Source organism: Saccharibacillus kuerlensis DSM 22868, assembly GCF_000378145.1.
GTDB lineage: Bacteria > Bacillota > Bacilli > Paenibacillales > Paenibacillaceae > Saccharibacillus > Saccharibacillus kuerlensis.
In genome coordinates, this window is record NZ_KB899282.1 from 1 (window position 1) to 14,544 (window position 14,544).

Annotated in this window: 16 protein-coding genes; 5 read left to right on the plus strand and 11 right to left on the minus strand. The window is 51.3% G+C overall.

What is annotated here, in order from left to right:
• The 6 genes from F456_RS22120 to F456_RS0108425 all read right to left on the minus strand — a co-directional run.
• Positions 1–214: hypothetical protein (locus tag F456_RS22120; protein WP_040925084.1), on the minus strand; the 214-nt coding region annotated here is incomplete at its 3' end.
• Positions 215–323: 109 nt separating this feature from the next.
• Positions 324–962 (minus strand): hypothetical protein, encoded by a 639-nt coding sequence (locus F456_RS23530; RefSeq protein ID WP_018976570.1) that lies wholly within the window; start codon positions 960–962, stop codon positions 324–326.
• A gap of 144 nt (positions 963–1,106) precedes the next feature.
• Positions 1,107–1,472 (minus strand): hypothetical protein, encoded by a 366-nt coding sequence (locus tag F456_RS0108410; RefSeq protein WP_018976571.1) that lies wholly within the window; start codon positions 1,470–1,472, stop codon positions 1,107–1,109.
• 158 nt (positions 1,473–1,630) lie between these two features.
• Positions 1,631–1,921, minus strand: a complete 291-nt coding sequence (locus tag F456_RS0108415) for a hypothetical protein (RefSeq protein WP_018976572.1) — start codon at positions 1,919–1,921, stop codon at positions 1,631–1,633.
• 158 nt (positions 1,922–2,079) lie between these two features.
• Positions 2,080–3,225 carry a site-specific tyrosine recombinase/integron integrase gene (gene xerA / locus F456_RS0108420; protein WP_018976573.1) on the minus strand — a complete coding sequence of 382 codons (1,146 nt, stop codon included), beginning with the start codon at positions 3,223–3,225 and terminating at the stop codon, positions 2,080–2,082.
• A gap of 128 nt (positions 3,226–3,353) precedes the next feature.
• Positions 3,354–3,689, minus strand: coding sequence for a DUF3817 domain-containing protein (locus F456_RS0108425; RefSeq protein ID WP_018976574.1), 336 nt, complete (start codon positions 3,687–3,689; stop codon positions 3,354–3,356).
• Between the two features lie 269 nt (positions 3,690–3,958).
• Here F456_RS0108425 and F456_RS0108430 point away from each other — a divergent pair, with 269 nt between their 5' ends.
• On the plus strand, positions 3,959–4,708 hold the full coding sequence (locus F456_RS0108430; RefSeq protein WP_018976575.1) for an alpha/beta hydrolase: 750 nt from the start codon (positions 3,959–3,961) through the stop codon (positions 4,706–4,708).
• Between the two features lie 182 nt (positions 4,709–4,890).
• Here the strand turns inward: F456_RS0108430 and F456_RS0108435 are convergent, their stop codons facing one another.
• Positions 4,891–5,556: an HAD family hydrolase gene (locus F456_RS0108435; RefSeq protein ID WP_018976576.1), complete on the minus strand. Its 666-nt coding sequence runs from the start codon at positions 5,554–5,556 to the stop codon at positions 4,891–4,893.
• 125 nt (positions 5,557–5,681) lie between these two features.
• Complete coding sequence (locus F456_RS0108440; protein ID WP_018976577.1) at positions 5,682–6,275, minus strand: YdeI/OmpD-associated family protein; 594 nt, start codon at positions 6,273–6,275, stop codon at positions 5,682–5,684.
• Between the two features lie 475 nt (positions 6,276–6,750).
• Here F456_RS0108440 and F456_RS0108445 point away from each other — a divergent pair, with 475 nt between their 5' ends.
• The 3 genes from F456_RS0108445 (at position 6,751) to nagA (ending at position 10,192) form a co-directional block, all read left to right on the plus strand.
• Positions 6,751–7,617: a MurR/RpiR family transcriptional regulator gene (locus F456_RS0108445; RefSeq protein WP_018976578.1), complete on the plus strand. Its 867-nt coding sequence runs from the start codon at positions 6,751–6,753 to the stop codon at positions 7,615–7,617.
• On the plus strand, positions 7,614–8,339 hold the full coding sequence (nagB, locus tag F456_RS0108450) for a glucosamine-6-phosphate deaminase (RefSeq protein WP_018976579.1): 726 nt from the start codon (positions 7,614–7,616) through the stop codon (positions 8,337–8,339). Before F456_RS0108445 ends, nagB begins: the two co-directional genes overlap by 4 nt.
• Positions 8,340–9,076: 737 nt before the next feature.
• Complete coding sequence (gene nagA / locus F456_RS24765) at positions 9,077–10,192, plus strand: N-acetylglucosamine-6-phosphate deacetylase (RefSeq protein WP_229675711.1); 1,116 nt, start codon at positions 9,077–9,079, stop codon at positions 10,190–10,192.
• 269 nt (positions 10,193–10,461) lie between these two features.
• On the opposite strand, the gene F456_RS0108460 is transcribed toward nagA, so the two are convergent.
• The 3 genes from F456_RS0108460 to F456_RS0108470 form a co-directional block, all read right to left on the minus strand.
• Positions 10,462–11,469 (minus strand): methyl-accepting chemotaxis protein, encoded by a 1,008-nt coding sequence (locus F456_RS0108460; RefSeq protein WP_018976581.1) that lies wholly within the window; start codon positions 11,467–11,469, stop codon positions 10,462–10,464.
• The gene (locus F456_RS0108465) at positions 11,466–12,611 is read right to left on the minus strand and encodes an FIST signal transduction protein (protein WP_018976582.1); all 1,146 of its coding nucleotides are present in this window, start codon (positions 12,609–12,611) and stop codon (positions 11,466–11,468) included. The genes F456_RS0108460 and F456_RS0108465 overlap by 4 nt, the downstream gene beginning before the upstream one ends.
• A 223-nt stretch (positions 12,612–12,834) precedes the next feature.
• Positions 12,835–13,308, minus strand: a complete 474-nt coding sequence (locus tag F456_RS0108470; RefSeq protein WP_018976583.1) for a VOC family protein — start codon at positions 13,306–13,308, stop codon at positions 12,835–12,837.
• Between the two features lie 103 nt (positions 13,309–13,411).
• Here F456_RS0108470 and F456_RS23960 point away from each other — a divergent pair, with 103 nt between their 5' ends.
• Positions 13,412–14,536 carry a helix-turn-helix transcriptional regulator gene (locus F456_RS23960; protein ID WP_018976584.1) on the plus strand — a complete coding sequence of 375 codons (1,125 nt, stop codon included), beginning with the start codon at positions 13,412–13,414 and terminating at the stop codon, positions 14,534–14,536.
• Positions 14,537–14,544 lie beyond the last annotated feature (8 nt).

Consider the following 14,544-nt stretch of genomic DNA (forward strand, 5'->3'; position numbering starts at 1 on the left):
CATTACAAGGAGTAATTAAGATTGCTTTGATTTTTGCTCGATTCTCATCTTCTGTTAAAGAGTTACTTGTTTCACTTAAATCTATTTCTATTTCCCCTTCGAAATTATTGAAGTTCAAACCATAGTTATAAATCGCTTTGCCATCTATAATTTTTTGTAATTTGAAACTTATAGCTAAACCCATAAAGTAAACTTCACTCTTTTCATTTTTCATAGTCTCTTTGTCTGATTTCCGATAACGTTCCTGTATTCACGACCCAGCGTATGCTGGGTCGCCGGCGAATGCCGGGCCAAGGGCGTATGCCCGCAGCGTGAATATTATGTTAGGTGATGTTGCTGCTTCTTTGAATACTCCCAATCCACATGTCTCCTGTAGGAATAAAATATGATTTCTCTGTTTTTCCATCTATGATGTACTCATTTATTTCAAGTGCTTGATGTCGTACCTTATTAATTTCTTCTGTTGTACTTAAGTCGCTTTCCCACACATAATAACCATTCCAACATCTCTCCCACTTGAACTGACCGATAAGTGGATGCTGGATTCTAAATGGAAAATCTTTGTCAGTTTCATTGACTTTAAAAAGCCCATTATAATATTCAATTTCCGAGTCAATCGCAGCCACGACTTGAGAATCCATGAATTCCGGATCACCTAACCAAATTTTTAAATAGTAAGGTTGATCTAATTGATCAACCTCTTCTTGCCAAGCTAGATAGATTTCAATTAATTGATAAAAGACTTGTTTTCTGAATCGATACTTTGGGTTTTTCTTTCCAACCTTGTTAGAGGTGATGCGATACAAATGATAAAATGGATAGATCCAAATTTTCACGTGTTCTTTATGGTGGTTAATCAAAGAATCGATATTAAGTTTCTTATGATGGTCTGCCCATGAAGTCAAATTTCTTGCTTTCTTTCTCATTCCTCTAGTTCTTTTATGTATTGATGTAAGCTTCATGAATAACCTCCATACTTAGCTCTTCAGCAATTTCACCTAACGTTCCTGTATTCACGACTCGACGCATGTCGAGTGCCCGGCGAATGCCGGGCCAAGGACGGATGTCCGCAGCGTGAATATTATGTTATCTGAAGTTCAATGCTTTTAAGATCCACTTTCATATTCATTCCTTTGTGTAGTTGATTCTTTTACCCATTCTTTAAGACGATCTCTACTTATCAAAATCTCATCATCAATTTTTATATAAGGAAACATCACTCCAATAAAGCTGCCTGTTTCACTAAGTTCACGATTCTCAGTTTTTATAATTTCTTTTACCTGTTGTTCAGTCAAACCCAGATATTCTGCCGTTTCTTCCATATTCATCAATACCTTAGGTTCATTTTTTGTTTCTTTTGGAACTTCTGTTTCTTGAACATTTAATTCTTTTTGAATCAATACACACCCTATAATAAGTGACGCCCCTAGTATGATTGAACTTAAAAGCATGCTGAAATTAAAACGTTTCATTTGCTTGTTCCTCCGTTTTTATTGAATTTCAGATAACGTTCCTGTATTCACGACTCGACGTATGTCGAGTGTCCGGCGAATGCCGGACCAAGGACGTATGTCCGTAGCGTGAATATTATGTTATAAGATGCCACCGACTTCATAGAGTTTCTAACAAATTATCTATTGTTATCTTTCATTGGTTCTATCTCTAATAATTTTGGTTTTCCCCATATGTTTTTTCTGTATTTTATATGGTAGCTATCATGATACTTTCTATTTTCATCTATTATATTAGCTAAATTACTACGTACTTTTATTGTTTTAATTTCCTTGGTCATTGTCTCTATAACCATTTCATTTGAACTTACTTCTTTTATTGCAACTACTTCACTTGTACTTGCTGTCAGAGAAATCCAGAGAAATACAATAACACTTAATGTAATTAATATTTTCATTGTTTTTTTCATTTACTAACTCCTTATATAATGAATTAGATATTTATTGTTATTAAATTAGGTGGTTTCTTATAACGTCTTATTTACGAACTTCGTAAATCCCCTCACTATGCGATATTCCCGAACTTCATGTAATTCACTTCTTGTGTGGTATTCCCGAACTCCCCCGCTTACTCCGAATCCTCAAGTCCTCCAATCCGATCCAGTGGACTCTGTATCTTCCCAATATCTCTCCTACTCACATGTGTATACCGCTCTGTTGTCCGCACGCTTTGATGTCCAAGCAGCTCTTGAATGTAACGAAGATCAATTCCATTCTCCAGCAGATGAGTGGCAAAGGAATGTCTTAACGAGTGAATGCTTACCTCTTTGCGAATCCCTGCCTGCAGCAGTGCCTTTGCAAAAACCTTCTGGGCCGAGCGTTCTGTCAGATGACGGCCTTCCCGTTGTCCTGGAAACAGCCATGTCGTCGGTTTTTCCAACTTTATGTATCGCTCCAGCACGCTAACGGCCATCTCGGAGAGCAGGGTTTGGCGATCTTTCCGGCCTTTTCCCTGACGGACTTTGACTGTATTCCGTTCCCGATCGCAATCTTCCGGACGAAGACGTACCACCTCGCTTACCCGCAATCCCGACGTGTAAGTCAAATACAGAATCGCTTTGTGCTTTAGGTTGTCCACGCTTTTCAGCAGCCTAACCACTTCTCCGAGAGAAAGCACATCCGGCAGCTTGCTTTCTTTTTTCGGTCGGATATATCCGCTCGACTTGGGCTGCTTCCGTACATAACGAAAATAAAATTTCAACGCGCTAATCGCCTGATTGACATAAGCATGCGATCGACCCTTTTCTAACAGCGATAGCGCATATTTTTGCACAGTGACATCATTAATTTCCGTTTCCGTTTCGGGACTCTTTTCAAAAAAACGCCTAATCTGCGACGTATAAGCTTTTATCGTCTTACTGCTGTACCCTCTTGCCTTTAACGCATCCTGCAATTCCTGCCTGCGATTGGAGTCCCATAATTCGTCTGCTGTAGAACCTTCTCGCTCAAGCTGCTTTTCCCTATGCCGCTTCAGCCGATCCGAGAGATAAGGGTCCTGCTGACTCAAACGTTCGTCGCACTCAAAGCAGTCAAGCGGATACGCTTCAAGCAGCAGCTCCAGAGCCGAAATGCTGTACGGAATTGTCCACACTTTTTCTTCCTGTACCCATTTGCGTCCCGTTACGGAGCGAATCCCCACTAATTGTTCAGAGCCGTAACGCTCCAATTTCACTCCAATATTCCTGTCATCCCGGTACATCAACTCAATCCTCATCCTGCTTGCCTCCTCAGTTTATCATCCTTTGGAATTATTGGAAATCTGGTTTTTTAAATGAAAAAAGGGCCTTCAGATGGAAGTCCATCTCAAGGCCCCGAGTCTTTCGGCGCTCATCTCTTATCCAATTATCCCCGATCCGCTTCTTCCGGTGTCGCGTAGGCTCGTCCGGCTTGGATTTCCTTTTTCAGATACGATTCGAACACGAATGTTCCTGCCGGAAGTACGGAAGCGACTAGCGCCCAGAGCAGCTTTTTCAAGTTCCATTTCAGCGCGATAAACGCATGCCAGGCCGCCAAAATATACAGGACAAACAGCGCACCATGCGCCCCGCCCACGATCGTCACCGCCATATCCATGCCTGCAGCGTATTTGAGCGGCATCGCCACCAGAAGCAGCAGCAGGAACGACAACCCTTCGAGATATCCGATCACTTTGAATCTTCCGAGCACGGTCTTAAACATAGCAGCCCCCTTGAGTTTGAAGGCGTTTGCGTAAACGGCGGTAACGGTCACCGATACGCTTGCGCAAACGTCCTGAACGTATGTATCTCTCTTATTCTAACGGATGTTCCGAACACTTCTCAACTTTAAAGCAGCGCATATGTATGGTTAGATATAGAGAGAAACTGTACTTGATTCAAACTCGTTCAAGCCCATTCAACTGGTCCAATCTCATTCAAACTCACGTCTCTTCAAACTCACCCAACTTTTATCGAATCGGAGTGAAATTCATGAAAATGGTTCTGCCGCAGCCTTTTCTATACCCAGCCGGAAAACGAGCCGTTCTGCTGCTGCACGGGTTTACCGGTAATCCCGCGGACGTGCGCAAACTGGGCCGTTACCTGAACGAACGAGGATATACCTGCCACGCCCCGCTCTATACCGGACACGGAGGCACGGCCGAAGACCTGCTGGACCTTTCGCCGGAAAACTGGTGGCGGGACGCCGAGGATGGGTACCGTCTGCTGGTCGCGGAAGGCTATACCGAAATCGCGGTGGCAGGCGTGTCGCAGGGAGCCGTGTTCGCGCTGCGGCTCGGCATGGACTACCCCGTCGCCGGTGTCGTGTCCATGTGCGCCCCGATCCGCGGCAAGAGCGCCGATGATCTGTTCCAGCGTGTGCTCAGCTATGCCCGGCAGTACAAGACCTTCGAAGGCAAAAGCTCGGAATCCGTGCAGACCGAACTTGAACAGCTGCCGAGTCTTCCCCGCGACCGGCTAAACCTGCTGCAGGACCTGATTTCGGAAACCGGGGAACGGCTGAAGGAGATCGACGCGCCGGTTGCCGTTATGCAGGGTGGGCTGGACAGTCCGCTGTATTTGGACAGCGCGAGCGCTATATACGACACGGTGAGGAATCCGCGCAGCACATACAAAGTATACCCACAGTCCGGACATATTCTGACATTGGGACCGGAGCAGGCAGAAGTGTTTGCGGACGTTTATGCTTTTTTAGAACAGTTGAATTGGCGGACCATATAGCGAATTTATCGAACGGATCGCAGAATGCTGTTCTTAGGGAGGTTCCTATAGAAAGCTCAACATGTCGAGAAAGTACAATTCTCAGTGAAGAGAGGCACATCGTGAGCATCAGCTAACGAATTTCTCCCGCAGCCATTCAAAGCTATTCATCAAGAGCCGCTCGTGACCGCTCAGCGATCCTTTTAAACGTTAACGTTTGTCTGAAGCACGATCGTTTTCAATGCATGCAGATCGTCGATCACCAGATCCGCCTGCGCCAATTCCGCTTCCTGTGCGAAGTCGAATCGGCATCCGATCGCCAGCAGACCGTTGTCTTTGGCCGCACGAATATCCGACAAACGATCTCCCACGACCGCTCCATCCGTAATTCCGTATTTGTTGACGATTGTTCGGACGAGATCCGATTTGTTCAACGATTCGATCTGCTGGATGCTGAACACTTCCGTGACCCAGCGATCCAGACCATAATGATCTACGATAGCGCGCAGGTAGTGAACTAGGCCGTTGCTTGCGATGTAGATAGAGCGGCCGTTTTCTTTTAAACTCTCCAAAACTTCCTCCACACCGGGATACAAGGCGCCTTCCCCTTCATTAATGTTCCCTATCAGTCTGTCCAAAAAATAAGCGTCGACCTCCTTCCGCAGCGCAAGAGAATGATCCGGCAGCAGCGTCGCCCAGACCTGCGGCAGCGGCACCCCCATAATCTCGCGATACCTGCCGATCGGCGTCTCTCCTTCCCATTCCCCCAGCGACCTTAGATGATCAAACGCTTCTTCCAGCGAAATCTCCAAGATTTTGTCCGTCTGAAAAAGCGTTCCGTCCATATCAAAAATAAGCGATTGTACCATAATGTATCCTCCCTTTTAAAAAACTCTTCACTAACAGTCAGTAATCAACAGTTAGCGGTCAACAATCAGCGGTTACCGTTTAACCGTCAACAGTTATCGATCGTTTAACCCTTTTCCTTCCATAGTTATCGATCGTTCAACCCTTTCCCTTCCATTATACGCGGCGCGTGCTTGTCGATTCTTGCTACCCGGGTCTTGGACTGCTTGGGCTCGAGAAAATGCAGAAGATAGGCTCGCTGCCGTCCGGGGGTCAGACCTTCGAAAGCTTCTTTTAACGCAGCGTCGCTGGCGAATCTTGTCTCAAGTTCTTCCGGCACGGCAAATTCTTCGCTCGATTTGAGTTCGACTTTGAGTCCCGCTTTTTCGATCTCAATCGCTTCGCGCATATACGCTTCGATCTCCCCCTGCCTGTCCTCAATCTCCCGCACATTTTCAAACCGAAGCTGCCGGCCCGCCTGGACTTTCTGCGTCTGCTGGATCAGCATGCGTTCGTTGTCCTGCAGCAGCGCTCCTTTGATGAACAGAATGGCGCAGTACTCTTTAAATCCGTGAATCAGCAGCACGTTGCCGCCGTTAATCGTGTAGCAGGGCTGACCCCATTTCAGTTCTTCCGTCATTTCGGTGTTCAACGCCAGGCTTCTGAGCTTCACGAACTCTTCTCTCCATCTCTCTTCGCGTTCCAGAAAAGCATCGACTTTGGGATTACGCGGCTGTGTCATTATCGTTCCCTCCGTTTACTGTGGATTAAGGGCAGCGCAAAAACTTTTTCGTCGTTCCCATGAACTAGGCGGCGCTTTAGAGCGGGCATGCAAACTCACCGGCTTTTTGAGTAGAAACTTTTTCAACGCTTAAGCCTCGTTTTGGCTCTATGTTTCGGCTTTATGTTTCGGCTTTATAATGAAGCGGTCGAACGTCGAGAATGTTAAAAATGAAGCAATTTGAAGTTTATGTATATACTGCATTTAGCCTCATTATAACGGAAGACGTACCGCTTAGACTCCTATTTTTCGATTAACTTGTCTCCCGCCGGCTCTTCGTTTATGATGAATAAAAGAAAATATTTTTCCTTTTATATGTTTAATCATTAAAAATATTTTTCATACCTTCTTTACTTTATTTCTTCCATTTTGATTTCTTCCATTTTAGATCAGTTTTTTAGTTTTCTAATCCCAATGCTTACAAAGGAGTCGAATCATGTCCGCTACGCTGCTGCTGATCAAAGAAAGTCTGGACCGCTTCTCCCCTCAGGAAAAACGGCTGGGACAGTACATTTTGGAAGCACCCGAGCACGTCCAGCGCCTGGGGATTACGGAATTGGCGTCCGCCTGCGGAACCAGTCCGGCTACGGTGACCCGTTTTTGCAAGTCGCTGCGTTTTAAAGGCTTTCCCGATTTTAAAATGCGCCTGATCGGCGAGCTGTCGCGTCCGTCCGAAGCGGGCACGTATCAGGATATCGTCGCCGGACGGCCGCTGAAGGAAATTGTGCGTGCGATCGAAGCGAACCATCTGGCCTCCATCACCGATACGACCCGGCTGCTCGATCCCGAAGCGCTGGAGCAAGCTGTTGCGGCACTTGGCAGTGCGCAGCGCATCGATCTGTATGGCATGGGCACATCGTCGATCGTGGCGCAGGATCTGTATCAGAAGCTGATCCGTATCGGCAAAAGCTGTACGGCGTTCGCCGACTCGCATATGCAGATCACGTCCGCTTCAACGCTGAACGAAGGTGATGTGGCGCTGGCGATCTCATACTCCGGGGAAACGCCGGAGACCATCGCCGCCCTTCAATGTGCCAAAGACGCCGGAGCGCTGACGCTGTCGCTGACCCGCTACGGTACAAGCCCTCTTCCGGACGTTGCAGATATTCGTCTGTTTACCTCGTCGCTGGAGGAAGGGGTGCGGCGCGGGGCGATGACATCCCGAATTGCACAGCTTCATGTGATCGATATTTTGTTTACAGGAATCGTGAGCGAAGGTTTTGAACAATATGTCCCTATGCTGGAGCAATCCTATCATAACGTTCGTCAGTATCTCAATTCATCCGGAGGTGCCAAATCATGAATCTGTTGACGTTTCGAAGTGAGGAAGACTTGAACCGGGCCGGTGCCGGCCTGATCGCCAGCCTGCTGCAGTCTAACCCGAGATCTGTACTGGGTCTTGCGACGGGCAGCACGCCGATCGGCATTTACGCGGAACTGGTCAAGCTGTATGAAAGCGGAAGCGTGAGTTTTGCCAAAGCCCGCTCTTACAATCTTGACGAGTACGTCGGATTGTCGGGCAGTCATCCGGCCAGCTACCGCTGCTTTATGAATACGCATCTGTTTGATCGGGTGGATATCGATCCCGCGAATACGCATGTTCCGAACGGGCTGGCCAAAGATTTGGAGCAGGAATGTGCCTACTACGACGCCATGATCGAAGACGACCGGATTGATCTGCAGCTGCTGGGACTGGGGCACAACGGTCATATCGGATTCAACGAACCGGATGACGAACTGATTCCCGGTACGCATGCGGCGACTTTGCAGCAGCAGACTCGTGAGGCAAATGCGCGCTTTTTCAATTCGCAGGATGATGTGCCGAAGCAAGCGATCACGATGGGCGTAGCGGGTATTATGAAGGCGGCTCAGATCATGCTTGTCGTTCGCGGCGCAGCCAAAGCGGATATTGCGCGGCAGGCACTGACCGGTCCGATCACGACGCAGTGCCCGGCTTCGCTGCTGCAGCTGCATCCGAATCTGGTCGTGCTGATGGATGAGGCAGCCGGAGCGTGGGCGAAATGAGCGGCGGGCAGGAGGAAAAAAAGAGCGGTGCGGACAAGAACTTGAATGAAGGGTTGGATAGAAGGTTGGATAAAGGCTTGAGTAAAAGGTTAAGTGAAAACCTGAATACGGATACGAATGAAAGTCTGAGTGAAGGTTGGAAAGACGACTTGAATACGGGAGCAAATGAAAGTTTGAGTGCGGACTGGAAAGGCGACTTGAATGCAGAAGCAAATGAAAGTTTGAGTGCGGACTGGAAAGACAATGCCGCACTGGATGGGAACGACCCTGTGCCAGAAGACGGCGAACAAGTGCAGCAGTTGGAGTTGAATATCGAAGTGCCAGAGGAGAGCCACTCGGCAACAAAGGCGGAAGAACTTGCGGCCGCTGCGGAACGACCGGCCGGGGCTGAAGGCGGCAGCAGGAACCTGCGCTTCATCAACGCGAAGATTGTGACGCCGGATGGCGTGATTGACGGCGGGACGTGCGTGGTGGCGGACGGACGGATTGTGTCGGTGGAAGACGCTGAGGGGCAGGCCGTTTCGGTTGTAGGAAACGGGCAAGGCGGTTCGGCGGCAAAAGGCAAAGACGAACAGGTTGTTGAAGCAGCCGGACACAGAGCAGCCGAGAGCGATCTGCACCGGACGCAAGGCAGCAAGACGGATGGCAGCGAACAGATCGTTGACGCCGCCGGACACAGAGCAGCCAAGAGCGATCCGCACCGGACGCAAGGCAGCAGGACGGATAGCTGCGAACAGATCGTTGACGCCGCCGGAGGCTGGCTGCTGCCGGGGTTCGTGGACATTCATGTCCACGGCGGTATGGGCGAAGACTTCATGGACGCCGGGAAACCCGGCGTGCTGGAGACGATCGCCAAGTTCCACGGCTCGCACGGTTCGACGTCGATGCTGGCGACGACCATGACGGCGACGCACGACATGATCGACGGCGTATTGGAAGCTGTCTGGGCTTATCGTCATAGACAGCAGAGCGGAATGCCGGGCAGGGACATCGGCGCGAACGGCGGGCGCGGGACGGACAGCGGAAGTGGGGTGGACGACCGTATGCACAGTGGGACATCGCCTGGCGCGAGCATCGAGGGTGTGCATTTGGAAGGGCCGTTTATCAGCCCGAAGTGGCCGGGGGCGCAGAACCCGGATCACATCTCGCAGCCGCGAACAGACTGGCTGGAGGACTGGGAAGCCCGCTTCCCGGGACTGATCCGCCAGCTGACGCTGGCGCCGGAGCGCGAAGGCGCGCTGGAGACGATCGCATGGCTGAGAGCGAACGGCAGAACGGCGGCGCTCGGGCATACCGACGCGAGCTATGAGGAGGTGCAGGCGGCCGTAGGTGCCGGCCTGAACCATGCCGTGCATACGTTTAACGCGATGACGCCGCTGCATCATCGCGGGCCCGGCGCGGCTGGAGCCGTGCTCGGCAGTGATGAGATCACGGCCGAGATTATTGCGGACGGGATTCACGTCCATCCCGGCGCGGTGAAGCTGCTGGCGAAGGTGAAGACGGACGGTAATCTCGTCCTCGTCACCGACGCCATGTCCGCCGCCGGCCTTGGCGACGGCGATTATTTCCTCGGCGACCTGCCTGTGAAGGTCGAAGGCGGCGTCGCTCTGACGCAGGGCGGCGCACTTGCCGGAAGCCGCTTGACGATGATCGAGGGCTTCCGCTTCCTCGTCCGTCAGGCGGATCTCAGCGTAGAACGCGCATCCCATGCGGCCAGCGCCGCCCCGGCCCGGCAGGCCGGCATCTATGAGAAGACGGGTTCGATCGAGCAGGGCAAGCGCGCCGATCTCGTGCTGCTGGACGAGGAGCTCGATCTGCGCGGCGTCTGGGCTGCGGGACAGAAAATCGGATAATCGAGTAATCAGGTAATCAGGTAATCAGGTAATCAGGTAATCAGGTAATCAGGTAATCAGGTAATCAAACGGATTTTCTCCAGCCGATCCACCAGCTGCGGCAATCCGACCATACTCCCACACTTTAGACCCAAGCTTCGTTTCCTCTGTCTTTCCTGCATAAAGAAAAGGCCTGTTCCTATAGGAACAGGCCTTTTCGCGCATTACGGATAAGCAGGCAGCCTATCCGGACTTCGTATTTTCCATCGGCATGAGAATTGCCTTAAGCTCTACAGCCGGCGATCACGCAGCGCGTTCGCCAAGTCGCGAAGCTGCGACGTATAAGCAAACGTTTCCGTCGAAAACGTGAACTTGTCCTGCGACAGCTGATACAGATGCCCGATGCGCCGATCGCTCTGAAGAAATCCCTGAAGCACTTGTTCCAAAGAAGCGGAAAACTCCGACAAATCGGATACGATGTGGTCGTTGGCTACCTTGATTCGGGACATGCTGCCCCTTAACTCTTCTTCGGTCCTCAAAATTCGCACGAAAACGTCCCGGGTCCGGTTCGACGTATCGATGACTTCGTCGATAGCCGAAGTCTTGCGCTCGAATTCCCGATCCAGATCGTCGACGTTCATCGTGACTTCTTTGACTTTTCCGTCGATCTCGAGCAGGGCCGTTTTGCTTTGGTCGGCCAGCTTGCGCACTTCCTGGGCGACCACCGCGAAGCCTCTGCCCTGCTCCCCGGCCCGGGCCGCTTCGATGCTGGCGTTCAAAGCCAGCAGATTCGTTTGGTTCGCGATCTCTTGAATCGTGGACGCAAAATTCGAAATGGAAGACACTTCGCTTTTGAGCATCCGGATAGACGCGCGAAACTGGGCGAAAATCGCTTTCAGCGAGTCAATCTCGCCGCTCAGCGCGTCCACGCTTTCTCCGCCTTCGACAATGACGTTATAATTTTGCCCGCTCTGCTGCTCGACTTCGTGCGTAATGAACGTGACGTCCTCGGTCCGGTCCACGATTTGACGAATACTTTCGACGGAGCGGTTAAGACGGCCGTTTTGTTCCGCCATATCGGCTTTGAGCAGCCCCACCTGATCCATAAGCTCGCTGTCTTTGGCCGAATTTTTAGAAGTCGCTTGATCCAACAGTCCGATCAGGTCGGCAAGCGATTTGACGACGTTGGCATACTCGGCTTCCGACAAACCGTGCAAAGTCTCCAAAAACTCTTCTTTTTGCCGTCCCGAAAGTCCCCGCTTCTCCTTCATGGATAACAGAATGCTTAATGGATTCATGCCGATTCCCCCTGTCTGAGCGTGCCGAATCCGAGCAGGACAAGCGTCTGATTCAACTGCGTTCGGTTTAATTGTTCGCCGTAGCTGCAAAACCCGCCCAGATTGGGAAGCTTCTCCAAATGACTGTTAAGCGCAGGAAACAACCTATCGTTATGGAACTGAAACTTGCGCAGGATGCAGTTGACAGCCAGCACCCCGTCCAGACGGGAAAAGCGGCCCTGGAATGCCTCTACCGTTTGCCGCATCGTCGCGACGGGATCTTTGGGGGCCAGGACGTCGACGGTCATGCCTTCGAACAGCTGGCAGTAGAATTTAACCCCTCCACCGGGCAGCACTTCGAACGGGGAAGCGATAAAGACTTCTTCATTCACGACCCTCCCGAGCGGATTTGTCATGAAGAAGCGGCTCAGTTCCCCTGCCGACACCCCGAGCAGACGGGCATATTCCGACGCCGCCGAACGTCCGTTGAACTCATAGACAATACGGGCGCCTGCATCGGCTTTCGTAATTTTCATTTTTTGGCCCGTCGTGGAAAAAATATTTTCTTTAGCAATATGGAATGCCGTATCCGGCTTAATAAAAAGCACGAGACCGCCGGTATGGGACACGCTGCCCTGATAAGAAACTTGGGTTTTCTCAAACTTGGCGTCGTCGCCCGCCGTTCCTCCGAACAGAGAAAATCCTTCGCGCGCGAAGACGGAATTGACAACAGACAGCATTTTTTCTTCCGCTCCAATCAGGCCGTTCGGAAAAACAAGTCCGAGGCCTTCCCGTTCGGGAAAAGCGCTGCCGGCATCGATTCCAATCTGTCGGGCCGCATCTACCAGGTTGTCCCGGTAAAAAATCGGATATTTGACGATATCTTCGATCAGGACGCCTTTAGCTTGGAGCGAACCGGAAAAGCTCATGGCAGACAAGCCGTTTTCGGAAAAGCCCAGAGGGCCGATCTCGCCGACTGTCGTCAGTCCGAGCACTTCGGCGTTCGGGAAAGCCTCCCGAAACAGCGTACTTAACCCTTGGAAGTCATACACGGTGCTCGCAAAGAAAATTACGGCTTTCGCCTGCGGGGAAAGCTTGGATTTGATTTCTTGAAAAGCTTTATTCGTGTCTTGGTTTGTCGTAAGAAAAGATCTGATCTCCATGCGTACAACTCCTTTATCTGAAAATTCATTCTATGGGGCCGCGAAGGAAGCGAACGCATGCAAAATGCTTGGCTTTGAAAGTTACTCTCTCTATCGGCAGTTCTTCTCGGCAAAATGAGAGATAAAGTAGAAAAATGTCGAAATTTGTTGTACTACGCAAAAAGGCTGCCGATTTCCCGGCAGCCTGCTTAGCGATCGTTTGGTTGCATGTCGATACAAATGATCAAAATTCGTGCCAAGTCGCCGTAAATTGGAACACAACGCCGAACGGGTCCCGCACTGCACCGTAGCCGCTGCTGAACGAGTTGGCCGCCAGCGGCACTAGAACCGTCGTCCGTTCGTCGCCGGCCAGCCTTTCGTACAGACTGGCGATTGCTTCATAGTCGCGTGATTGGATGCACAGCGAAAAATGGTTACCTGCGCTCCACGACCGGGTACTGTCCGCCTCCTCCTCCGCGATCATCAGTTTGCTTGCGCCGATTCTCAACACGGAATGGGTGATGTAACGGGCCTGCCCCTCCTCGAACCGGAACGTATCGTCCATCTTCGCCATCTCTTCGTAGCTGACTTTTAGCAGGACTTCGGCGTTCATTACCTGTTCGTAAAAATCGATCGCTTCCGCCGCCCGGCCGTTCAGCGAGAGGAATGGGATAACTTCCGTCTGCACGGCATCGTTTCCGCTTTCGTTTATTTTCATAGTTGGTCCTCCTTCAAATGTGAGTTACACTTGCAGCATAAGCCGATAAGGTGCCAGTTTATGAACCCTTTTATGCCTAAACTTTGCGACGGAGGAGATACCTATGAATAAAGCCGAACGGCTGAACCGGCTCCAGCGATACGCCTATCGGAAACGACGCTTCACACTGGGAGAGTTGATGGACGAATTCGGCATCTCGCGCAGCACCGCGCTGCGGGATATCGTCTCGCTGGAAGAGATCGGGATACCGCTGTACGCGGACCGCGGAAGAAACGGAGGCTATCGCGTGCTGGAAACGGCTTCGCTGCCGCCCGTGTCGTTCACGACCGGAGAAGTGCTGGCGATGTATTTTGCCATGCAGAGTCTGCGCGGGGTATCAGGTGATGCTTTCCGTGTGTCGTTTGATTCAATCCATGCCAAGTTCCTCGATGTGGTGTCGGAGCAGCAGCGCGAACAGATTGAGCGGTTTCGGCATCGGATCGCTTTCTATTCCGACGAATCCGTCGAGGCAGGCGAACATTTGGAGGATCTGCTGCAAGCCGCCGTGCAAGGAAAAGTACTGAAAATTACGTATGCGGCGCGCAGACAGACCTGGGAGCCGGGCGGGGAAATGATCGGGGGGCCGATCGGAGGGTCCGGCGTGGGGATGATTGGGGAAGCGATCGGAGAGCCGGGCAGGGAACCGAGCGGGGAAGCAATCGGAGAGCTGAGTAGGGAGCTGAGCGGGGAACCAGGCGATCATCTGCCAAAAAGCAGGGCGTTCCCCCCCTCCGTCCGCCGCATCCAGCCTTTTGCCGTTTATGCGGCGCGCGGCTTCTGGTACTGCCGCGCGTACGATCTGGACAAGCAGGATTATCGCGTATTCCGCTGCGATCGTGTGCTGTCGGCGGAGGTTGCCGCCGACGAACCCATTGAAGAGCTGAGCGCTTTCGACCTGCGCAGCGCGCATACGCTTCGCAAGCCTTCGGCGGAAGCGATTCCCTTCCGCTGCTTGGTCGCGCCCGAAGCCGCGGCGAGGCTGCGGCGCAGACTCTATCCGTCTATGGCGCTAAGCGAAGCGGCGGAACGAGACGACCGGCTGCTCTTTTCCGGCTGCTACGAGCCGCGGGAGACAGACTTTATCGTCTCTTATCTCGCTTCCTTCGGGAGCGCGATCAAGATTCTGGAGCCGGAGCACCTCCGGGAGGAGCTCCGAGCGCATTATTTGAAATTAATCGAAGCTCTGTAAGCGGAGTT

Bases quoted from the DNA above. Each gene is read 5' to 3' on its own strand.
- F456_RS23530 (WP_018976570.1), bottom strand. From the start codon at position 962: ATGAAGCTTACATCAATACATAAAAGAACTAGAGGAATGAGAAAGAAA.
- F456_RS0108410 (WP_018976571.1), bottom strand. From the start codon at position 1,472: ATGAAACGTTTTAATTTCAGCATGCTTTTAAGTTCAATCATACTAGGG.
- F456_RS0108415 (WP_018976572.1), bottom strand. From the start codon at position 1,921: ATGAAAAAAACAATGAAAATATTAATTACATTAAGTGTTATTGTATTT.
- xerA (WP_018976573.1), bottom strand. From the start codon at position 3,225: ATGAGGATTGAGTTGATGTACCGGGATGACAGGAATATTGGAGTGAAA.
- F456_RS0108425 (WP_018976574.1), bottom strand. From the start codon at position 3,689: ATGTTTAAGACCGTGCTCGGAAGATTCAAAGTGATCGGATATCTCGAA.
- F456_RS0108430 (WP_018976575.1), top strand. From the start codon at position 3,959: ATGAAAATGGTTCTGCCGCAGCCTTTTCTATACCCAGCCGGAAAACGA.
- F456_RS0108435 (WP_018976576.1), bottom strand. From the start codon at position 5,556: ATGGTACAATCGCTTATTTTTGATATGGACGGAACGCTTTTTCAGACG.
- F456_RS0108440 (WP_018976577.1), bottom strand. From the start codon at position 6,275: ATGACACAGCCGCGTAATCCCAAAGTCGATGCTTTTCTGGAACGCGAA.
- F456_RS0108445 (WP_018976578.1), top strand. From the start codon at position 6,751: ATGTCCGCTACGCTGCTGCTGATCAAAGAAAGTCTGGACCGCTTCTCC.
- nagB (WP_018976579.1), top strand. From the start codon at position 7,614: ATGAATCTGTTGACGTTTCGAAGTGAGGAAGACTTGAACCGGGCCGGT.
- F456_RS0108460 (WP_018976581.1), bottom strand. From the start codon at position 11,469: ATGAATCCATTAAGCATTCTGTTATCCATGAAGGAGAAGCGGGGACTT.
- F456_RS0108465 (WP_018976582.1), bottom strand. From the start codon at position 12,611: ATGGAGATCAGATCTTTTCTTACGACAAACCAAGACACGAATAAAGCT.
- F456_RS0108470 (WP_018976583.1), bottom strand. From the start codon at position 13,308: ATGAAAATAAACGAAAGCGGAAACGATGCCGTGCAGACGGAAGTTATC.
- F456_RS23960 (WP_018976584.1), top strand. From the start codon at position 13,412: ATGAATAAAGCCGAACGGCTGAACCGGCTCCAGCGATACGCCTATCGG.